Below are 21,055 nucleotides of genomic sequence, written 5' to 3' on the forward strand. Positions count from 1 at the left end.
GTTATCAGCCGAACGTAAACGCAAAAGCCTCCACCCCAGAATCTAGAAACTCAATCTCAAACTGTTGATCGCTGATGGGCTTCGGCTGTCGAACCAGTTGGTACAATCGCTGTTCGGTAGCCGTGCCTTCGCCTCGCACATCAACATCAAGTCCGCGAGCTGCAACTACCGGCTGTCCATCTACAAGCACGCGAAACCGCACGGGCGTTCCTCGCGGCCCCATGACGAGATGAAGGTCGCGTGCATGGAAGCGGTACGCGATCCGCCCGCCGGACTTGTTCAGTACAATGGCTTGTCTTGTGATTGTCCAATCGCCCGAAAGCGCCCATTGATTAAGTTGCAATTGCGCGGGGGCGCTATATAAGCGAGGCTTGTTTAACACCGCGCCGTTGGGAGATGCAAAATTCTCCGTTCTTTCGTAGCCGAGGTAGTTTTCAGGCGATTTTAGGTTGTTCCAATCAGCAGCAACCTCAAAACCGCGAGCATCGACTTCGACAATTTCCTGACCGACACGACCAGTTCCGGACTCAGACAGTAGCCGTTGAATTACCCTTTCCGATTGCTCGTACTCGCCCTCGCCGAATTGGTGATGACGAATGCGTCCTTGCGTGTCTATAAAATAAAGGGCTGGCCAATAATGGTTCCCGAAAGCACGCCACACCGCATAATCGTTATCTACAGCGATCGGATAGTCAATTTTCATCTCCGTCAAGGCGCGGCGGACATTATCAATATTCTTCTCGAATTCAAACTCCGGTGTATGTATACCAATTACTACTAGTCCCTGATCCTTATACTTCTCAGCCCACGCGCGGACATAAGGGAGTTGGCGCAGCCAATTGATGCAGGTATAAGTCCAGAAGTTGATCAGCACGACTTTTCCACGCAGTTCGTCAACCGTTAATGGCTGTGAATTGAGCCACGCGATCGCGCCGACAAGAGAAGGCAGTTCACCTTCAATCGGTAACTCAGCCGTTGCCGACCTAGCAGACTGTTTGGTGCAGGCGAGTATACTGATCTGGGTGGCAGCAATAGTTTTAAACATGGTTATTAAAAAGTAGCGGCGATTACGATTGATTGTTTTGGACACGCACTGACCTCCTTGTAGCTGCGTTCCGATAGGTACAGTGGAATTAGAGTACCTCGAAGGTCTTCTCCTCTGGGACAGCCGCACGTATCGCCTCGACCTTGGGGTATGCGGTGCGCTCATGGACGTGCGACGTGGGTGTTCGATCAATCAGCAGGCTGAGAAGTTCGGGGCGGTTGTAGTGACCGCGCGCGTCCATCAGCCGCTTACGGGCATCGATCTGGGCAAAGTCAAGATCAGCAATCACTTCGCCTTCGCCCGCTTTGAGAGGTTGGCCGATGATCTGGCCGTGCGGATTCACAATGGCGGTGAAGCAGCCGCCAGAAATCGGCTCGATCGCGCAACCCGTGTCTTGCATAATCTGAGCCTGCTGATCGGCATCCAGCCACGCGGTCGCACAGACGACAAAGCAGGCGGATTCAAGGGCGTGCTGGCGGACGTTAATTTCCGCTTGCTCTGCGAACATCTGACCAGCGAACGATCCGGGATACATCGCCGAGTGGATTTGCTCACCATCGGCGATCAGGGCGTAACGTGCCAAAGGATTGTTATGCTCCTAGCAGGCAAGTTGTCCGATGCGCCCAACGGCACTATTGATGGCGCGCAGTCCTGAGCCGTCACCCTGGCCCCAGAGTATCCGCTCGTTATAAGTCGGTGTAAGCTTGCGACGGCGCTGGATCAGCGTCCCGTCTGCGTCAAAGAGAAGTTGCGTATTGTAGATAGAGCCGCCGTCGCGCTCATTAACGCCGATCGAAACAACCATGTTTGCTTCTTTCGCGGCTTCGGCGATCGCCTGGGTTTCAGCAGACGGCACCGTGACCGACTCTTCAAGCAACCGCAGATGTTCCTTTGCCAACGCGAACGGGGCTAACACATAGGAGAAGTAGGGGTAATAGGGAATGATGGTTTCGGGGAAGGTTGCGAACTGAACGCCCTGTTGACCCAGCTCGCGGATTTTCTTCACGACCTTCTCGACGGTACCCTGCCGGCTGTACAGCACGGGGCTGATCTGCACGGCTGCGGCTTTAACTTTCATAATTTACTGTTTATCTTAGGTGATAAAACGATCTTCGGTAACACCCGAATCTGATATGGGGTTCAGCGCAGCGATCGGAACTTTTTAACATTTTGGATTTAACTGAGGTTACGTATTGTCTCCATGACTCAGTTGTAATGGTGGGGCGAGCGATAGGTTAGAGTTTTGTGTTCGCCCTATCGCTCAATTCAGCAAGAAAAAGGTTGTCCAGAACTCAACCTAGCAACTGCAATTCTGACCGCATCATGTGGAAAGAACAGGAAAAATTTTCTCCATGTAACGGTCAGCAATGGCGGCGGCTTCTTCTGGGTTACTGCCATTCTGACGCGCACTCAAATAAGGCGCGTACCAATCCCACCAGTGATGCTCGGCGTGAGTCTTCTCGTAATGGTCGTGGTACTCTGCCGTCTCACGGAGAAGGTTTGCCAGGGTTGGAACGTCTATGTCTCCTACTCGCTTCGAGTCCCACAGACGACCAGGAAGTCGCGTTGTGATTTCCTGAAGCAACCAGAGGTTTCCGTCTGGGTCTTCAAATGAGGCAAATGAGAAGTAAGAACGGCCTTGTGGGTCGCGCCCACTGACCCGTGGGTTCTCCACAGCGTTGTTAAAGGGGCCGCCAGCGTAGTGGAATATCTCGCTCACGTTGACACCGCGAGCGATCAAGTCTTCGCGGACGGCATCGAGGTCGTCCACAGCGAGAACTAGGTTCTGCGCCGAGCTAGAATTATTTGGGGTGACTCCCTTGCCGAAGAGGATCGAGGCTTCCGAATTGGGCGGTGTCAGGTGTACGCCTCGAAAGTCGCCCTCCACCACGTCGATGTCGAATCGCCAGCCAAGATTCTGGTAAAATGCCTTGGTACGTTCCACGTCGGCAACGCTGAACACCACAACTTCGAGTTTCATGTTTGGACTGTTTACGTGATTGCTACTCATCTTGTTCTCCTTTAGATTCGTGAGTTGTATCTACTTCGGTTACTTTTGATTATTCTGCGATCGCCCCATCCACACCACTCAAGTTCGTTGAGTTAAACCGCAACTTAGATGCAAGACAGGCTCTGTCGGCGATACTGTTGATTTACCTCCTCGATTGGCCCTACGATGCGACTAAACAGAAGATTAGCCGCACGATTGCGTAGACGCGCCCACCAGGCTGGGTTATAGCTCCAGGTTGTAAACAAAGGCGGGATGGTGTCGTCTGGATTTTCGATCAAGGCATTGCATACCTCAATCCACGGCATATCCAGAAATTCTGCAAGAGTCCCTCTCACTGGTATGACTTGATCTAGCAGTAATGCTTCTACACCAGCCTCCCGAATCACTGCTGGGGCATCCCTAAGTAACGCAGCATTCAACTGTTGTTGGAAATTACTAAAGGCGTAACGCAATGCAGCAAGTCCGCTCAGTTTCCCCAGTTGTGTAGTCAATTTTGGTATTGCCCCCAAAGGATACTCCGATTCGGCGATCGCCTGAAATTCCAATCCTGCTGCTCGTGTCGCAGCTTGGGCATCGAGAACTCCGATAAAGTTAACGCGATGACCGCGCCGTTGCAGTTCACGACCTAATGCAAACATCGGGTTGAGGTGACCCGTTACCGCCGGACAGATAATAGCAAAATGAGTCATATAGCTTTAAATCAGTAGAGGGATGAGTAGCAGTGGCAGAAAAATGTACGCTAAGGGCTTATTCCTGCGATCGCGATAAAACTTTTACTCTCAGCAAAAATGTAATTGGAGTTCTACTGCAAGCGGTTGTTCAGAGATAGACTTTGGTCTGAACTCTTAACTTATTATTTGACTTGTAAAGAAGCAGTTACGGCAAGAAATTCTTGTATGAGTTTTTCGATTAACTCACCTGCCGGGAGAGCTTCGGTTAATGCTGCTGCTTGTCCTGCCCACATACTGACAAAATCTGGATTTGATTGTTGAGCAGAAGTTTGATACAAAACCCGCCCTATAGCCATCTGAGCCGGGAAGGGCAGTACTTTATCCCGGTGATTCTCCATTTCACGTATAAATCGATTTCGGATTGCTCTGGCGGGTTTGCCGGAAAATACTTCAGTAATAACCGTGTCTTCATCCTGAGAGTTGAGTACCGCCTGCCTATAGACTTCTGGAATATTGTTCTCAGGGCAGGCGAGAAAGGCGGTTCCCATCTGTACCCCGCTTGCCCCAAGTGCAAATGCAGCAACTATTCCACGAGCATCCATGATTCCACCCGCCGCCACGACCGGAACTGATACCGCATCTGCTATTTGCGGCACCAACGCTGCTGTGCCAATCAATCCGTGTTCATAAGGTACTGCAAAAGTTCCGCGATGACCTCCGGCTTCAAAGCCCTGGGCGATGATGACATCAACTCCTGCAACGACTAGAGCTTTTGCTTCCCGGACAGTCGTTGCGGTTGCTAATACAACTGAGCCTATAGCATGTATCTTCCGAATTGCCTCGATTGGCGCAGGCCCAAAGTGGAAACTAAAAACAGGTACTTTCTCCTCAAGCAGGACAGTAAATTGCTCTTGGAATGGCCCTACTAATGGTATCGGTTCGGGTACAGGCCCAGCGTCAAGTTCGTTGTGCCATTTTGTTAATAGCTCAGACATCGGTGTTTGCTGCTCAGGCGTAAGTTGATACGCTTCAACTGCTGGGGCAAACAAATTAACTCCAAAGGGTTGATCTGTCAGTTCTCGAATTTGCCTGATAATGGAGCGAAGTTTGGCTGGTGCGGTGGCCGCTCCACCATAAGAGCCAAGACCTCCTGCATTAGAAACAGCCGCAACTAACTCAGGTGTGGAAGCACCAACCATCGGAGCCTGAATTATTGGATGCGTGATTTTAAGCAAATCTGTCAGTTCTGTTTTAGGCCACATAAGTATCTCCCACGCTTGCTAATAGAAGCAAGATATATGACTTGAAGTGATTACTTTCCGCATTACTCACTTGTGATGGTGGGGAGGAGCCTGTAGGACGGATGCTACAGATTCGAGTTCCGTAGGTCGCCCCACCGCTCATTTCACCGAGGAAAAGGCGGTCGGTGTCAGCAACTCGTTGCGGATGTTCTGCACAAGTGGGCCGTCCTTCTCAGTTTCGGTCTTGGTTGCGATCCATTCAGGGTCTGCGAGGAATGCACTCCAGTTCTTCTCACGCTCAGATAAGCTGTCCCAAGCAAGTAGGTAGGTAAGCTGGTTACTCTCGCTCTCGCCGATTAGCGTTGTCCAGAATCCAGCTTGGCGGATGCCATGCTTGTCCCAAATCCGCAGCGTGTGGTTCTCGAAGCGCGCGAGCAGCGCGGGTAGTCGTCCGGGCATGGCGTGATAAATGCGTAATTCGTAGATCATGCCTGTGTTCCTTTAAAAGTTAAGCGGTTGAGCAATTCTTCTTAGCGCGAGGTGGTGTCAGTGACCTGCACTCTGGCCACCATCGACGTGAAGGATTTCGCCCGTGACAAAGTTGGCTGATTCGAGATAGAGAGCCGCATCAACAACATCGGATATCTCGCCCATACGATCAATTGGGTGCATGGCAGCGAGCTGTGCATGGATCTCGGCAGGGTGCATTGGTGTCTTAATGTTACCTAGCGCGATCGCATTCACCCGGATACCGCGTTTGGCATACTCAATCGCCAGCGATTTTGTTGCGGCATTTAGTCCGCCCTTTGTCAGCGACGCGAGTACGGAGGGTACGCCAGCAATCGGGTTGTCAACCAGGCTCGTCGATATCTGCACGATATGACCACTACCTTGCTTCTCCATCTCGGCGATCGCCAGTTGCGTCATGTGAAAGAAGCCAGTGATGTTAGTACCCAAATATACCTTGTAGTCAGCCTCGGTGTATTCGGTAAATGGCTTGGCGATGAAGATACCCGCGTTGTTGATGAGTGTGTCGATGCGCCCGAAGCGGGTCACGCCTTCAAAAATAGCACGCTCGGCAGTTTTGCGATCGGCAATGTCACCAGGTACAGTGAGAATTGCCTCATCGTCTGACGGCTCGATCGAGCGCGAGGTGGCAATTACCCGATAGTTGCTCTCGCGGTACGCCTTGACGAGGGCTGCGCCGATGCCTTGCGATGCGCCGGTAATAATAGCGACTTTCTGTTCAATGCCCATAATAAAACTCCTTTATGCTTTTGAGGGGTTAGTGAAATGACGGACGAATTTATTGAACGGCATAGTGCAATTGCAGTCTGTTTTCAGTCATAGAACTTACGCATTGACAAAACTGTACTTGCGTGATAAATGCTATGAAAAATAATATATTGGAACCAACTAATGAAAAGTGTGGTGGTCTATTGCCTGCCTGAGTCTGTTTTTACAGTGGTTTGCAGCTGATGTTCGAGATGTAGAATTTCCGCCGCCCGCTCCCCGATGATCACGCAGGGAGCCATCGTGTTACCAGCCGTTACTCGCGGCATAATCGATCCATCAGCGATCCGGAGATTGTCGATTCCATACACTCTTAGGTTGTTATCCACCACCGACATCTCATCCCGACCCATCTTCGCGGTACAGGTTTCGTGCCAGAAACTTGTTGCAGCATCCCGAATAAAGCTTTCGAGTTCGGCTCCTTTCAAATTACCTGGCATCACTTCGCGCTTAACGAACGGACGAAGCGGAGCAGAGTTCCCGACTTCGCGGCAGAGTTCTACGCAGGCGATCGCGGTTTTGAGATCATCTGGGTCAGACAGCGTGTTTGCATCAATCAGAATTGGGTCGGATGGATCGGCTCCCGTCAGGCGCAGGCGACCTCGGCTTTTAGGATGGGCGATCGCCCCAAATAACGTCCAGCCTGCATTAGGCAGCCCAAAGCGGATGGCATTCTCAGCACTGGATTTTGACACCTCAGCCTGACAGACAAATAAGTCCGGGCTTGACAGTCCAGACTGGCTTGTCGAGAAAAAGATTGCCTCGGACATATTGTTTCTTGGTTCGAGAGCGTCTTCATATTCCCAGACACAATCGAATGCAACGTGGTCTTGAAAATTTTGCCCCACACCGGGAAGGTGCTGCACGACAGGAATTCCAAATCGCCGTAACTCTGCCTCATCGCCGATACCAGATTGCATCAGCACTTTCGGCGTATGGATCGCACCGAGCGACAGCACAACTTCAACTGCCGCACCAATGCGATAGATCGCGTCCCGATAAGATATCTCCACACCAGTGACCCGCTTGCCCTGGAACGTCAGCCGTGTAACCAGTGCATGACTAAGAACCGTTAGGTTTGGCCGATCCATATATGGGAAAACGTAGGAACGGAATATTGATTCGCGTTTGCCATTGCGGACTCGCACATCGGTGATAGAAGCACCCTTCGCTGCTTCCATCATCCGTCCGTTGGGATTTTCAAAAGTAGGAATACCCACCACCCGCGCTCCTTCCACCGTTGCGGGTGCGATCGGGTTTGGCTCTGGCGCTGGCTGGACAAATACTGGCCCTCCCGTTCCGCGATACATCGGGTCTGGCACGCCATGCCAATCTTCCAGGCGGCGATAAATCTTCAAGACGGATTCATAACTCCAGGCCGGATCGTTGGCAACGGATGCGAAGAAATCCCAATCATGCTTGTGTCCACGCGCCCAAACCATGACGTTAATGCTCGATCCACCGCCTAGTACCTTGCCCATAGAGAACGGAATCGAACGACCGTTCACATGTCGATTCGGCTGACCTGAGAAGCTCCAGTCGCGATCGGTTCCAAGGTTTATCGGCCATTGATTTGCTTCCATGACACTTGGCACATCATCAGTGCCTCCAGCTTCCAGCAGCAGAACGCTGACATCCGGATTCTCGGCCAGTCTGCGGGCAACCACCGAGCCAGAAGATCCAGATCCGCAAACAATAAAATCGTACTGGGGTCTTAGCTGGGAGGTGAGCTGGTGCTGGTTGCTGCGGACACGCTCGGCGAAAATATCGTGGCTATCATTGCCACGTTGATAGTTGTCACCATCCTCAAAAGACTTTTTCTCAAAGTTCGTCTTCATTGTGCCTACCTCACTTTCAAAATCGAATTAGCGTAGGTTGCTTCGTCAGTGTTTCCTATAGGTGTAGCCCCGCCAATACCAGCGTTAACGAAGATGAATCAAGCGATCGCCAAGCTAATACCAGTAATCAGTGCCTTCTTATCTTCTAGTTTCATCACAATCTCCAAAGGAGATTATGTGGTTGCTGTTCAGGCTATGCTCGAAGCCATGACGCGGTGGTCATGGTCGGTGCTGGTAGCTACTGGCAGCCATGCTTCGATTTCCTGTGCCATTTTTGCAGCGTTGCTCTGGTACATTGCGATCGCGTCCTTGCCAACGGGCAAATGTACTGGAGGGCGTTCTGTATTAGCGAGTTGAAGAATCACCTGAGCAAACTTTTTCGGATCGCCGGGTTGCTGCCCATGTAGCGCATCGGCTCCGCTCCGCATCGGCCCTACCGTTTCCTGGTAATCGTCGATGATGGTCTTAGCGGCAACATAGGATTCAGTGCTCAGGAAGTCGGTACTAAAAAGACCGGGAGCCACTACTGTAACGTGGATGCCGAGCGGTGCTAGTTCTACTGCTAGCCCTTTCGAGAGACCCTCAACTGCAAATTTAGTAGATCCATATAATCCCCAGCCCGGAATTGCATCGTAGCCAAACAGCGACGAGATATTGATCACGCGCCCGGACTTTTGCTGGCGCAGGTACGGTAACACGGCACGAGTCACGTTGAGTAAACCAAATACGTTGGTGTCATACTGTTTGCGAACTTCGGCATCCGTGGCTTCTTCGATCGCCGTAACCATGCCAAATCCGGCATTATTAACTAAGACATCAATCTGACCGAAACGGGCAATGCCTTGTTTGACAGCCGCTTGTACCTGGTCTTCCTGGGTAACATCCATCTGCACAACGTATAGATCCGGGTGGTTTTGCAGGGTTGTGGCGAGTTGTGTGGCCTCTTGGCGAACCGTTGCTACTACTTGATCACCCACTGCCAGGGCTGCTCTAGCAATTTCTAATCCAAAGCCCCTGGAAGCTCCGGTAATAAACCATACTTTCTGCGTTTTCATTTTGTTCTCCTTTAGTATTGATAAGCTTGCTGCCCACCTCGATTAACTTCATTGTTCTGCGATCGCCCAATCCACACCACTCAAGTTAGTTGAGTTAAAACGCGACTTAATCATTTGGATTGGAGGAAAGTAGCAAGGGAAGTTGTTAGACCTGATATGCTTGGCTGTGAGCTGCGTGATGAAGTAATTCTGGATTGTCCTGCTCACGAACATAAAGTTGAGTGATATCGGCAACGGTGATGTTGTTATCATCCCAACTCACTAGCTCTACAGTGTCTCCGGTTCAAACTTCGGTATTGTCGATACATGAAAATCCTTGCAATGCGTGCGTCTTACTCTTCGTTTATGACCAGGTTCTGTTCATTGGTATTGGCGATAAGCACTGCTAGCAGGCGTGCAGGTTCAGTATCACTGGCATTGGCGCTGACACGATGATGATCGCCAGGTAATTCAAAAAAGTTCTCACCCGCGTGATACACTTGCTCCGGATTATCATTGATTTTGCTACGAACCGCACCTTCCAGGACTGTTGCATAGATGAAAGCCGAGTCTGGATGGGTGTGAGGGATCGACGAGACACCTGGCGCATATTCGACCACCTGGACTTTCATGCTCTTGCCGGGCACATTGGGAAGGACACGATCGAAGACCAACGTTACCTTTTCACCCAACACACTGGCTGAAGCTGGCAATACGGGGAGTGCTGTGAATACGGAAAAAGCTGCGAATATGGAGAGTGCTGCGAATGCAAATCCGCGAAGAAATCTAGTAAACATTTGGGTTCTCCTTGCGTGAATACAAAAGTGAACACGAATTGGTGAATAAAAATCCGTTTGATGTGCTCTCATGCTGAATCAAGCCGCGCAGATTAGACAGGGGTAGGTTGAGTTGAGCGTTGCAAAACTCAGCAGTTGCGGGATGTTGAACTTTGTGTCCTCAAACGCCAGTTGCTATAACGGGGAGAACCCCGCCCACGCGACTGGCTCCGCAACCGATGTCAGCACTAAATTCTCATTGCTGATCTTTGAGCGATCGAGCGGTTGAGCCAGTCCTTGAAACGGGTCGAGCCAATGAGCGAGTTGCCCTGTGGAACGAGCTGATCGTTCAACGCTGCACCAAAGTAACGGGCGTGACTGTCTACAACTACCTGACGTGAGTCGTGAGTTGCGCTCAGGAATTGGCGGATGATTTCCTCGAAACGGAACCGATCTGGGCCTGCTAAATCGATAATGCCGTTGACTGGCGCTCCCAGTGTGATATCGACTAACGCATCTGCAACGTCATCTGTTAGGATGGGCTGGATAAAGGCAGGGGGCAAGTGAACCGTTTCTCCATTGCTGGGGAATTGAGCAACGATCATCTCGATGAACTCAAAGAACTGCGTAGCGCGAACGATTGTATAGGGTACTGCTGCGGACTGGATCAACTTTTCCTGAGCGACTTTGGCACGCATATAGCCGCTATCAGGAATGCGATCGGCTCCAACAATTGATACTGCAATGTGATGACCTACACCCGCATCTACCTCCGCCGCCAGCAGGTTCCGGGTTGACTTCTCGAAGAACTCCAACACCGCCGCATCCTCAAAGGAGGGTGAACTCGTTACATCGACAACAACTTGAGCACCCACTAACGCCTCAGCCAGTCCCTCACCTGTGACAGCATCGACACCTGAAGAACGGGACGCTGCCACCACCTCATGTCCATGTTCATGTAGCTTGCTGACAAGCTTCTTACCAAGCCGCCCACTGGCACCAACAACAACAATTTTCATGACAAAACCTCTGATAATTTAAAGAACAGGGTTGTTGAGTTTTGAGCCAGCCGCTTATTTGATCTCAGCCGGGTCAAACTCGGTCACTCGTCCCGGACGGGCAGCCAGAAAGACATCGTAGGAAGTGCAATAGGCGATCGTGACATCATTGACTTTGTTGTAAAGATGAACTACGGTATTCGCTCCTCCGGGTTGCAGGGCAATGGGTTCCAGGTCGCCAAAGAAGAGACGACGAATCGTATCACCACTGCCCAACTCATCCCTTAACTTCCGTAACAGAGCCAGTTTTCCTTCCAGGGTGGCAGGGGTGGGATCAGCAGGAGGCTTTGCTTGAGACATAGTTGCTTCAGCCGTATTTGCTTGAGACATAATTGTTCTCCAATGTTGTTGAAATGTACTGTGTTGTTGAAATCTACTGGTCAAACTTTTTCATACCCAGACGCAGTCAAGTTGCGATGAAACCATGCTGCTCAGGCAGGTGGCAGGTTTCCTTTTAACCAAGAGCCACGGTGGTGTTAACGATCCATTCCAATGATCGCGGCTGAAAATTCAGTTCGCGTTTTGCTTTGGCATTCGATGCGCCTCGCATCTGAGTCTGGTAGTAAACAATGTCCGCACCGCCCTCGATTTTCAGAGCATCTTCAACGGATACTTGCGGTGGGGGTGGAGCATTCAGCGATCGAGCAAACGCAGGCAGCCAGTCGCGCACCGCTAAAGGCTGATCATCCACAATTAGATAAACACCAGGATTGCCCTGCTCTGCGGCTGCAACAGTGGCGATCGCTGCATCCTCAATGTGTAACCACGACCAAACGCCCTCCCCATTGCCTACAATGGGAAACTCTTGCTGCCGTATCTGTTGTGCTACATCGCCATCTGGATTGAACCAGGTGCCGGGCCCGTAGAAGAAGCCATAGCGTAAGGCAATTCCTTCGAGATTGGATTCCGATAAACGGTGTTCAATCTCAGTCACGAGGCGAGCATCTGCGGCAACGGCGGGTGAGGCATCAAGCGATAACGGTGTTTCTTCATCTGCCAATCCAGCACCAGGAATTCCCCAGAAGGCGATCGACTGTCTCAGGTAACGGCGCACCCCTGCTGCCTGTGCTGCCGCCAGCACATTGGCTCCGCCTTCTAACCGAATGCGCGTATTCAGAGGTGCTGCTGCACTCATGGATTCGCGGCTGTAAGTCCTGGGTAGGGCGGTCAGTTGTTCGATCACCACTTCCGGTTGAGCGTGGGCGATCGCTACTTTGACTGAATCTGGGTCGAATACATCGGCGATCGCAGGTTCTATTCCCTGTGCCGTTAATGACTGTGCTGTTTTTTGGGAGCGGGTCAGCGCGACAACGTTGTGTCCTTTGGCAAGCAATTGGTCGAGTAGCGGGCGACCGATCGCTCCTGTTCCCCCGGCAACAAAAATCTTCATTTGTGACTCCTCCAAAACTTGTTGGTTAGTACGGTACTACATTGCGTTGATGGCGGAAGGGGAAGGGGGTAGAGGGAATGATAGTAGCTCCTCTAGTCCTCCACTCCTTTACTTCTCCACCCATTTGGTTGTCATACTCTCTGTTGTGAAATTCGCTTCTGTCCTTAAGCGATCGATATCATGTTACCGTCCGGGAAGCCGCACCCTGACTTCTTGGAGTATCCAACCATTGCCATCTGGGTCGCTGAACGAGGCATAGGAGGCATAGTCTCGACGTTTCGGATCGGGGCCTGGTACCCGTCCCTCAGTTCCGGCGTGGTGGAAGATCCCGCCGATGTCGTGAAATATTTCACTCACCTCGACACCCCGCTCAACAAGTTCGGCATGGGCTGCCTCAATGTCGTAAACAATTAGATATAAACCTTGAACTGAACCTGGCTCGGCTAACGATACTCCTTTACCAAAGATGATTGAGGCTTCCGATCCAGGAGGAGTCAGTTGCACTACCCGGAAGTTTTCATCGGTGACAAAATCGGCATCGAGTCGCCATCCCAAATTTTTATAGAAGTCTTTGGAGCGATCAACATCGGCAACGGGTATCACCACAACTTCGAGTTTCATATTTTGACTGTTTACTTGATTGGTAGTCATCTTGTTCTCCTTTGGGTTGGTAGATTTGATATTCAGATTGGTTACTTTTTATTGTTCTGCGATCGCCCAATTTACACCACTCAAGTTCTTTGAGTTAAAACGTAATTTAATCGTTCGACATCGGAGGTAAGCAGCAGCAAATGAGCCGGAAGTATTTAGACCTAATATGCTTCAGGGCAAGATTGCATTATTCGCCGATTAAGCGGCACGCTCTTTATGAAAACCTTTGTTGCGATAAACATCAAAAACGTTCGTTAATTGCTGCCATAATGGTTACTATTAATTGCTCAATAGTCCAACGTTCGCGATAACGAATCTCATTAACAAACAAAGCTGGTGCAGCTTCTACCCCACTTCGATATCCGCCTTGAATGTCTGCAATGATGTGATCGACATAAACTCCTTTGGATAAGTCTTGCAAAAATCGAGGGATGTCAAGTCCCAAATGATTCGCATATTCCACAAGGTATCCGTTCTCTAACGCTTGTTGATAGATAAAGAGCATCTCATGCATCTGCCAAAACTGACCTTGCATTGCTGCTGCTTCTGCTGCTTCTGCTGCCCGTTGAGCATGAGGATGAATCTGTTTCTGGGGAAAATGACGAAAGATAAAACACACATCATTCTCCGCGAAAGAAGGGCTTAACTGCTGTTGAGCGGCTTTAATCAACCGATAGGCGTTTGCACTTTGAAAACATTCATAATCTCCATACATAATAAGTACAACACTGGCACTTAGCACACCTTGAATGTGATCTTGAATTAAAGGCGGGACAAACAAGGAATGATGCTCGCGATCGTCAACCATCTTTCAGACCTGTCAAGCAAACTTAAACCCTGCAACTAAGTTGGTTAGCGTTTGCATGAATTTAATATAGGTAATTGACTCCTACATGTCATCCACTGAAAGTCCATAATTTGGCACATTATAAGGATGGACGAAGTAATCCGTCAAAAGCAGTAGATTTACTCCGACTAAAGTCGGAATCCAAGGCTCAACTAACGTGAAACCTATAAATTAACAAGCCCACGTTTAACAGCAACAATGACGGCTTGCGTGCGATCGCTAACTCCCAGTTTGCTCAAAATACGAGTCACATGGGATTTAACAGTGCTTTCACCAATATTTAGAGCAGTTCCAATGTCTTGATTACTCAATCCCTGCGCCATTAAACGGAGTACTTCTAGCTCTCGCTCGCTGAGTACTGGGTTGTTCATCCGTTCTACCAATTTTCTTCCCACAGTCGGAGAAACATACTGTTGACCATTATGAACGATGCGGATCGCATTTAAAAGTTCATTTGGTTTTGCATCTTTAAGCAGATAGCCCTGAGCGCCTGCTCGCAATCCTCGATAAATATCTTCATCGCCATCATAGGTTGTTAGCACAATAATTCGAGCTGACTTAAATTCAGCACAAATCGCAGTGATGGCTTCAACCCCTGCCATTTTCGGCATTCTTAAATCCATGAGGGTGACATCAGGCTGATGTTCACGATAACGGTCGATCGCCTGTTGTCCGTCCTCCGCTTGAGCAACCACTGTCATTCCTGGATCGTAGTTAATGATGTTTGCCAATCCTTCTGTAACGAGGGAGTGATCGTCAACAATCAGAACCCGAATTTTAGTGGATTGACTCATGGTTATTTTTACTCCCGGTTGACAATAACAACAATTTCCGTTCCTTGCCCAGGTTGGCTTTGAATCGCCAGGTGTGCGCCAATTCGTTCTGCTCGCTCGCTTATTCCCAGCAAACCAAAGCCACTAGGTAATGAAATACTACCAAGCCCAAAGCCCTGCCCATCATCTTTAACGCGCAAAAGACATTGAGCATCGTTGTACACTAGCTCAACCAGAATTGTACTAGCATTGGCGTATTTGATGGCGTTTGTTAAAGCTTCCTGCCCAATCCGTAGTAAATGATTTTCTACTTCAGTTGGCAGAGAGTAAACTATACCCTTGCTTTCGTAGATTAAGGTGGTCTTGGTAGTTGACCGCATTTGAGTCACAAGGCGATGCAGAGCGCTCTGTAAAGTATTCTCTTCTAACAACTGGGGACGGAGCGCTACCACTGAACGACGAGCTTCAGCAAGTCCAGTTCGAGCTAATTCATCAATCTTTTCTAGCCTTTCCAGATATATCTGAGCAGATCCCGAATCATCTACCAGCATTTGTGTTACAGATCCTACATGGAGCAAAACGCCCGTAAAAGCCTGCGCCAATGTATCGTGAATTTCTCGTGCCATACGGTTGCGCTCTTCCAAAATGGAAGCTTCCTCAGCACGTTTGCGATCGCTGATATCTGCAATTAGACCATAGTATCCTTTCACTTGACCATTGCCATCGAAATCAGGGATGAGGGAATTACTGATATATTTCTTGCCAAATACACAAGGAATTTCTGCCTCATAGGTTGTGATTTGCCCTGCCAGTGCTTGATTGATGTATGGTTGTACAACTTGATAAGACGCTTCACCCAAGTTTTCGCAAACATGCTTGCCCAGAATCTCACCTCGACTACGGTGAAACCAGTCCTCATAGGTGCGGTTGGCAAACTGATAACGCTGGTTGGCATCTACATAAGTGATACAAACAGGTAGAGCGTCCGTGATCAGTCGTAATTGCTGTTCTCGCTCGCGCAGTTCTGCTTGGCTTTGCTGTAAAGCTGCCGTTCTTTGTGCGACCTGTTGCTCTAAGGTGCGGTTGTAATTGGCTAACAGGTGTTCTGCTTGTTTCCGCTCTGTGATATCTTGAAAGGCAACGATTCCATAAACTACCTTGCCCTGTTCATCAAACACAGGAGTACCCCATACCTCAATTGGAATGGTTGCATTGTTCTGCCGGATATCTACATCATCAATCTTGCTACGTTCGCCGCTCAACGCCCGGATGGCTGGCAGTCTCTCTGTTGGATAGATTTGATTTGTTCCGGTCACATAGAACTGATAAACCTCAGCGATTTGATTAGGTGGTACGGAAGGATCAATCCCTCTACCCATTAACTGGATACCCCGTTGATTGGCGTAATAAGGACGACCTACCGCATCGACGATGCCAATTCCCACTGGAATCGCTTCTAGAAATTGAGCCATCTGACTTTCGCTGGCGCAAAGCTTTGAGTAGAGTTTGGCATTTTCGATCGCAATTGCTGCCTGAGTAGATAGTAGATTTAGAAGTTGCGCTCGCTCCGGTGTAAATGCTCCAGTTGCTAATTGATTTTCCAGGTACAACACGCCAACAAGTTTACTTTGATTCAACAGTGGCAAACAAAGAAGTGATTTCGTTTGGTTCTGCTGAATATATGGCTCAGTGATGAAATTACCTTCACGAGTTGCATCATTTAAGATGACAGATTCATGAGTCCGAATCACATACTGAATGATGGATTCGGGTAGGCGATTTACCACTGAAATCGATTGCAGTACTTGTGTAGTACAAGAATTCGCACCCTCCGGGTTCAGCAGTTTGCTTATGCCGGGGAACCCGTCCACCGCAACTGCTTCACCATCAGCCAGTTCACAAGCAGCCTCAATCGCCCATTCTCCTGCGTTTTCCAAAATCAAACACCCAGTTTGTGCGCCAGCATTCTCAATTAATATCTGCATCAAAGAATTGAGTAACTGATCCAGTTCAATTTCGCGAGAGATGGCTTGGAATGCTCTGATCACTGTTGCTAAATCGAAAGCAATATGTGAGGTGTTAGAAGTAGTTCTAGCAGTGGTGTGAACTGGTGTGGGAGACACATTCAGCGACTGAGGAAAAAATTGTGGATAGCGAGTCTCTAAATCTTTGGCTTTTGCGGTTGCTCCCCACCGCTCATAGCAGTAATGGGCTTCCTTCATATAAAGATGAGCAAATTTTTCTCGACCACGAGCCAAGTAATGTTTAGCAGCTAACTCATAGCCTAAGGCTTCTTCTTGAAGGTACTCGTTTTTTTTAGCACCTTGAATTGCTTGTTCGTAAAACTCCTCTGCCTCAAAAAACTGACCCAAAACTCGTGCTTTCTCTGCCTCAACTAACTGAAATTTATGTAAAAAATTCATGGGGGCGTGGTATGCCCATTTCTGCATTTTTTCCTGGTTGGCGTTAACGCGATTCAACGAAGCTTCTTTTTCAGAGTTTGAAGCATCCGCAAACAAGCTCAAAAATATGAGGGAGTCATAGAAATGAAATGGTGGTACAGAAACTAATGCTGTGGCTGCGCTTAAATATTCTTCTGATAAAGTAGCCGTTTTTGCAGCTTGCTCATACTCCCCGAAGAGATAGCATAAAATCAGCTTATTTAAGTAAAAGTAGTGAAGGCTAGTTCCATCCTTGACAGCGATCGCCTGTGATAGTGCTTGCTCTTCGTCATAGAGACAACCTACTAAGCGACTTGGATTTTCAGATTGACCCCGCAGGTTAAGAATCGTTTGCTGCAACATTGCCAGCCAAGTGGAAACAGTCTCTCGTCTAATTTGACTGGTGGCTTTACGATAAATCGCTGTTTGTTGTTCCAGTTCTGTCAGTTCTTGTCCTGCAAAAAAGGGGCAATAACATAGGCTAAATGCACAATAACCTGCAAATTCAAACTCTCCACTTTCTATCCCGCTTTGGTAAGCATCCGCTAAAGCGGGGAACGTTTCTTGAAGGTGGGCTTTCCAGTGAATGATATGGAAATTCACCATCAGCAATGCTTTGCAGTTACCTCTCTTGTTATTTAATCTTTTCGCTAAATTTAAGGATAGTTTGCCAAATCGATAGCCCAGTTCAAGGTCTTGTACAACTCCACATAGCATCATGCCATAGGCAGCATAACCGAGAAGCGACCAGATAGCGTTTCCATGAGCGATCGATAAATTTACCATTTTGCAGACAATCAGCACCATCAGAGGCGGTGACACATTAAAAGCCGCTCCCACTGTGCTGACTAAAATATAGATTGCTGCCAGTGGTACAGTTTCAGTCATCTCTGGCAGATCAATCAAATTTTCGATTTCTTGCCCAGCCAATCGTGAAGCTGTTTCCTCTAATCCTGCTTGAACGTCTAAGTGACTTGGGGCTTCTACTAAACTAATTCCCAAGAGTTGCAGCACTTCCAAACCAGCTTTTAGAGCCTCTTTAGGGTTTCCTCGTGCCAGCCATGCTTGAATTCTGCTATCGTAAGCTTTCACTTTATCGAGTACCGTCTTCGCACGGTTGAGGACTTCTTCTACAAGCCGCTCCATTTCATCAAAGTGACCACTGAGGTATGCTGCCTCTGCTGCCTCGGAATGCAACGCCAAAGTTAGGTCATACTCACGCTGCCAACTTTCCACATTAAGAAGTTTAAGCCCTGTATTGAAATACTTGAAAGCTGCTTCATAAGCCGTCGCTGCAAGTGCTTTATGACCTGCTTGCAAATTCAGTTTGGCAATTTCATTCCGTTCAGATTGCTCACTGATTAACTCGATTCCATAATTCAGTTGATCAACGATTTCAAACAACCGCTCTGCTCGCTGCTCTGGCGAAGTCTTTTTGAGTAAATTGCGACCGATTTGCAGATGTACTCCAAGTTTTTGCGACTCATCGATTAGAGCATAAGCAGCTTGCTGTACGCGATCGTGCAAAAACTTATATTCTTGAACTAATAGGTTTTCGTCTAATTCAGATATAGGTTGAATTAGTCCAGCTTGAATGGCTACTAGTAAATCTAGAGAAATTGCTTGAGGAGATTTTTCGTAAACGATCGCTAACGTATTTAAATTAAATTCAGCACCGATACAAGCTGCTAACTGAAGAATTTGCTGTGTGTTTTCTGGTAATTTATTTAACTGGCTCAGTAGCAACTCCACCACATTATCGGTAATATCCTGGGCTTGAATCTCAGCAATGTTCCATTGCCACCCCCCTTGACTTCCCCCCTTAGTAAGGGGGGATTGAGGGGGGTCAAATGTCAGCAGATTTTCGCTATGCAGCATTCTCAAAAATTCACTGACAAAGAAAGGATTGCCCTCGGTTTTACGCAGTACTAACCCAGCTAAGGAACAAACGGTGTCTGCATTCTGATGTAGCGTTTCGGCAATCAATTGACTCAATGGCTCAAGCGTTAATGGTGCTAAAATTATCTCCTGAAGCACTGCCCCTTGTTTTCGCAGTCTCTCTAGCGTTAACATCAACGGATGAGTTGGATTTACCTCATTATTCCGATAGGCTCCAATTAAAAATAGGAATTGGGTTTGTTCATCAAGCAACATCAGCTCGATTAACTTCAGGGTTGCTGAGTCTATCCATTGCAAATCATCTAAAAAAATCACAAGCGGGTGTGACTCTGAACAAAACACCCGCACAAACTTCTGAAAAATTAGATTGAAGCGATTTTGAGCTTCAGTTGCTCCAACTTCTGATACAGGCGGCTGCTTGCCGATAATTAATTCAACTTCCGGGATGATATCAATGATAATTTGTCCGTTGGTTCCCAAAGCCGTTAGCAAGCGCGATCGCCATTGTTGCACTTGCTCGTCTGGTTCACCTAGCAATTGTTGTACCAATTTTTGCAGGGCATCTGCGATCGCGCTATAGGGAATATTGCGCCCAAATTGGTCAAACTTACCCCAGACGAAATAGCCGCGTTTTGCAGTGATGGGCTTGTAGAGTTCTTGTACTAACGCTGATTTGCCAATCCCAGCGTAGCCAGATACCAACATCATCTCAACTTGGAATTGAGAATTTTCTTGATTCTTCACTCTCAATTCTTTATTTCCTGTTTCTGCTACTCTGTCAAATGCTGTTAATAATGCTTCAATCTCTGCTTCACGTCCATACAATTTTTGAGGAATTTGAAACCGATCCGAAATGTCTTGAAGACCCAGTTGAATGCTATCGATTTTATCGGTTTGTGCGAACTGGTGAAGACCGATTTCTAAATCTGCTTTGATGCCCCAGGCACTCTGATAACGATCCTCTGCGTTTTTCGCCATCAATTTCAAAATGATATCTGAAACGGCTTTAGGGATCGCTGCATTCAGTTCGTGAGGTGGAAGTGGCTGTTTAGCAATATGACAATGGACTAGCTCAAGGATGTCCGTTGTTGGAAATGGCAGTTGTCCGGTTAGTAGTTCGTAGAATGTCACACCAAGGGAGTAGAAATCGGTGCGGTAATCGAGCAAACGGTTCATTCGTCCTGTTTGCTCTGGAGACAAGTATGCAAGTGTTCCTTCTAACACATGAGGACTTTTAAAAGTCGGATTCATGCGGTTAAATTGGGTGGCAATCCCAAAGTCAATAATTTTGACAACGCCAGTATCCAGATTGAGGACTATGTTTCCAGGGTTGATATCTTTATGAATGACATTGGCTGCATGGATTCTGCCTAGAATTTCGGTGAGGGCGATCGCCAGACTTAGAAAAGTGGATAAAGGCATGGGGCAGAAGATATCTGGGCGCTTGTGCATCCATTGCTCTAGGGACTCTCCCCCAAAATCTTCTAAGATAATCACCAGAGTGCGTTGATAGTCCTGCTGGGTGTATGCCTTGATAACTCCTTCCAAATTCAGAGAATGGGTAATTTTATATTCCTGTCTGTACCGGGTTAGTTCTTGAGGAGAGGGATAATCAAGCTTTAGCATTTTTACGACGATCCCTACTCCATCCTCTCTGATGCCCCGATATACTAGAGAATTGGAACTTTCGTATATTTTGTTTTGGATAGCAATACCAGGTAGAGCAATCATAGAGCAACTCTTGAGAGGATAATCTGGCATAACCCAAACTATACAGCAATCCGGCTTTGTTGCATGAAACAAAGACACTCCTTTACTTAGTGCAAACGTTTAACTAAACGTTTTTTGTCGCCTCTGGCTTTTGTTTATCGAAATAATCACCTCCCAAATCTTGATAAGTCTCCTGACGCAAAATTAAGTAAGTAGTAGGCGATTTTTAAAATCGAATGTGCAACAGCCATAATTGCTCTTTTTTTACCGCGTCTAGCAACAATACTACGATAAGCGCAAGATAACCCTTGGTTCTGTTGGCGGCATGAGCCGCTTGTACAAGTCCAACCTTGAGGTTGTTATTACCCTTGCGAAAC

Annotated in this window: 16 protein-coding genes and 1 pseudogene; all 17 read right to left on the reverse strand. The window is 48.2% G+C overall.

Annotation, left to right across the window (positions count from 1 at the left end):
- Positions 1 to 4 precede the first annotated feature (4 nt).
- The 17 genes and pseudogenes from IQ276_RS34790 to IQ276_RS34870 all read right to left on the reverse strand — a co-directional run bounded on the left by IQ276_RS34790 (position 5) and on the right by IQ276_RS34870 (position 20,699).
- The gene (locus IQ276_RS34790) at positions 5 to 1,090 is read right to left on the reverse strand and encodes a thioredoxin family protein (protein ID WP_235116241.1); all 1,086 of its coding nucleotides are present in this window, start codon (positions 1,088 to 1,090) and stop codon (positions 5 to 7) included.
- Between the two features lie 43 nt (positions 1,091 to 1,133).
- Positions 1,134 to 2,123, reverse strand: a pseudogene (locus IQ276_RS34795) (carbon-nitrogen hydrolase family protein).
- Between the two features lie 243 nt (positions 2,124 to 2,366).
- Complete coding sequence (locus IQ276_RS34800; protein ID WP_228042760.1) at positions 2,367 to 3,026, reverse strand: VOC family protein; 660 nt, start codon at positions 3,024 to 3,026, stop codon at positions 2,367 to 2,369.
- A 134-nt stretch (positions 3,027 to 3,160) separates the two neighbouring features.
- Positions 3,161 to 3,745 carry a glycosyltransferase gene (locus tag IQ276_RS34805; protein ID WP_193912806.1) on the reverse strand — a complete coding sequence of 195 codons (585 nt, stop codon included), beginning with the start codon at positions 3,743 to 3,745 and terminating at the stop codon, positions 3,161 to 3,163.
- 164 nt (positions 3,746 to 3,909) lie between these two features.
- Entirely contained in the window at positions 3,910 to 4,989 is a 1,080-nt protein-coding gene (locus IQ276_RS34810; protein WP_193912808.1) for an NAD(P)H-dependent flavin oxidoreductase, read from the reverse strand.
- A 138-nt stretch (positions 4,990 to 5,127) separates the two neighbouring features.
- Entirely contained in the window at positions 5,128 to 5,457 is a 330-nt protein-coding gene (locus tag IQ276_RS34815) for an NIPSNAP family protein (RefSeq protein WP_193912811.1), read from the reverse strand.
- A gap of 57 nt (positions 5,458 to 5,514) precedes the next feature.
- Positions 5,515 to 6,225 (reverse strand): SDR family NAD(P)-dependent oxidoreductase, encoded by a 711-nt coding sequence (locus tag IQ276_RS34820; protein WP_193912813.1) that lies wholly within the window; start codon positions 6,223 to 6,225, stop codon positions 5,515 to 5,517.
- Between the two features lie 179 nt (positions 6,226 to 6,404).
- Positions 6,405 to 8,099, reverse strand: coding sequence for a GMC family oxidoreductase (locus IQ276_RS34825; RefSeq protein WP_193912815.1), 1,695 nt, complete (start codon positions 8,097 to 8,099; stop codon positions 6,405 to 6,407).
- Between the two features lie 188 nt (positions 8,100 to 8,287).
- Positions 8,288 to 9,154, reverse strand: coding sequence for an oxidoreductase (locus IQ276_RS34830; protein WP_193912817.1), 867 nt, complete (start codon positions 9,152 to 9,154; stop codon positions 8,288 to 8,290).
- Between the two features lie 332 nt (positions 9,155 to 9,486).
- Positions 9,487 to 9,930 carry a cupin domain-containing protein gene (locus IQ276_RS34835; protein ID WP_193912819.1) on the reverse strand — a complete coding sequence of 148 codons (444 nt, stop codon included), beginning with the start codon at positions 9,928 to 9,930 and terminating at the stop codon, positions 9,487 to 9,489.
- A 227-nt stretch (positions 9,931 to 10,157) separates the two neighbouring features.
- Complete coding sequence (locus IQ276_RS34840) at positions 10,158 to 10,928, reverse strand: SDR family oxidoreductase (RefSeq protein WP_193912821.1); 771 nt, start codon at positions 10,926 to 10,928, stop codon at positions 10,158 to 10,160.
- Between the two features lie 54 nt (positions 10,929 to 10,982).
- Positions 10,983 to 11,297: a hypothetical protein gene (locus IQ276_RS34845; protein ID WP_228042761.1), complete on the reverse strand. Its 315-nt coding sequence runs from the start codon at positions 11,295 to 11,297 to the stop codon at positions 10,983 to 10,985.
- Between the two features lie 124 nt (positions 11,298 to 11,421).
- Complete coding sequence (locus IQ276_RS34850; RefSeq protein WP_193912823.1) at positions 11,422 to 12,357, reverse strand: NAD-dependent epimerase/dehydratase family protein; 936 nt, start codon at positions 12,355 to 12,357, stop codon at positions 11,422 to 11,424.
- Positions 12,358 to 12,540: 183 nt separating this feature from the next.
- Positions 12,541 to 13,008 carry a VOC family protein gene (locus IQ276_RS34855; RefSeq protein ID WP_193912825.1) on the reverse strand — a complete coding sequence of 156 codons (468 nt, stop codon included), beginning with the start codon at positions 13,006 to 13,008 and terminating at the stop codon, positions 12,541 to 12,543.
- A 241-nt stretch (positions 13,009 to 13,249) separates the two neighbouring features.
- A complete protein-coding gene (locus tag IQ276_RS34860) occupies positions 13,250 to 13,816 on the reverse strand; it encodes a DsbA family protein (RefSeq protein ID WP_193912827.1) in 567 nt (188 codons plus the stop codon).
- 203 nt (positions 13,817 to 14,019) lie between these two features.
- Positions 14,020 to 14,649, reverse strand: a complete 630-nt coding sequence (locus IQ276_RS34865) for a response regulator (protein WP_193912829.1) — start codon at positions 14,647 to 14,649, stop codon at positions 14,020 to 14,022.
- Between the two features lie 8 nt (positions 14,650 to 14,657).
- Positions 14,658 to 20,699: an AAA family ATPase gene (locus IQ276_RS34870; RefSeq protein ID WP_235116242.1), complete on the reverse strand. Its 6,042-nt coding sequence runs from the start codon at positions 20,697 to 20,699 to the stop codon at positions 14,658 to 14,660.
- Positions 20,700 to 21,055: the final 356 nt, after the last annotated feature.

Origin of the sequence: Desmonostoc muscorum LEGE 12446 (assembly GCF_015207005.2) — a bacterium.
GTDB lineage: Bacteria > Cyanobacteriota > Cyanobacteriia > Cyanobacteriales > Nostocaceae > Nostoc > Nostoc muscorum.

What these genes read in the sequence shown, in the direction of transcription:
- IQ276_RS34805 (WP_193912806.1), bottom strand. Translation starts at nt 3,745, where the DNA reads ATGACTCATTTTGCTATTATCTGTCCGGCGGTAACGGGTCACCTCAAC.
- IQ276_RS34840 (WP_193912821.1), bottom strand. Translation starts at nt 10,928, where the DNA reads ATGAAAATTGTTGTTGTTGGTGCCAGTGGGCGGCTTGGTAAGAAGCTT.
- IQ276_RS34855 (WP_193912825.1), bottom strand. Translation starts at nt 13,008, where the DNA reads ATGACTACCAATCAAGTAAACAGTCAAAATATGAAACTCGAAGTTGTG.
- IQ276_RS34845 (WP_228042761.1), bottom strand. Translation starts at nt 11,297, where the DNA reads ATGTCTCAAGCAAATACGGCTGAAGCAACTATGTCTCAAGCAAAGCCT.
- IQ276_RS34825 (WP_193912815.1), bottom strand. Translation starts at nt 8,099, where the DNA reads ATGAAGACGAACTTTGAGAAAAAGTCTTTTGAGGATGGTGACAACTAT.
- IQ276_RS34830 (WP_193912817.1), bottom strand. Translation starts at nt 9,154, where the DNA reads ATGAAAACGCAGAAAGTATGGTTTATTACCGGAGCTTCCAGGGGCTTT.
- IQ276_RS34865 (WP_193912829.1), bottom strand. Translation starts at nt 14,649, where the DNA reads ATGAGTCAATCCACTAAAATTCGGGTTCTGATTGTTGACGATCACTCC.
- IQ276_RS34815 (WP_193912811.1), bottom strand. Translation starts at nt 5,457, where the DNA reads ATGATCTACGAATTACGCATTTATCACGCCATGCCCGGACGACTACCC.
- IQ276_RS34800 (WP_228042760.1), bottom strand. Translation starts at nt 3,026, where the DNA reads ATGAAACTCGAAGTTGTGGTGTTCAGCGTTGCCGACGTGGAACGTACC.
- IQ276_RS34850 (WP_193912823.1), bottom strand. Translation starts at nt 12,357, where the DNA reads ATGAAGATTTTTGTTGCCGGGGGAACAGGAGCGATCGGTCGCCCGCTA.
- IQ276_RS34835 (WP_193912819.1), bottom strand. Translation starts at nt 9,930, where the DNA reads ATGTTTACTAGATTTCTTCGCGGATTTGCATTCGCAGCACTCTCCATA.
- IQ276_RS34870 (WP_235116242.1), bottom strand. Translation starts at nt 20,699, where the DNA reads ATGATTGCTCTACCTGGTATTGCTATCCAAAACAAAATATACGAAAGT.
- IQ276_RS34860 (WP_193912827.1), bottom strand. Translation starts at nt 13,816, where the DNA reads ATGGTTGACGATCGCGAGCATCATTCCTTGTTTGTCCCGCCTTTAATT.
- IQ276_RS34810 (WP_193912808.1), bottom strand. Translation starts at nt 4,989, where the DNA reads ATGTGGCCTAAAACAGAACTGACAGATTTGCTTAAAATCACGCATCCA.
- IQ276_RS34820 (WP_193912813.1), bottom strand. Translation starts at nt 6,225, where the DNA reads ATGGGCATTGAACAGAAAGTCGCTATTATTACCGGCGCATCGCAAGGC.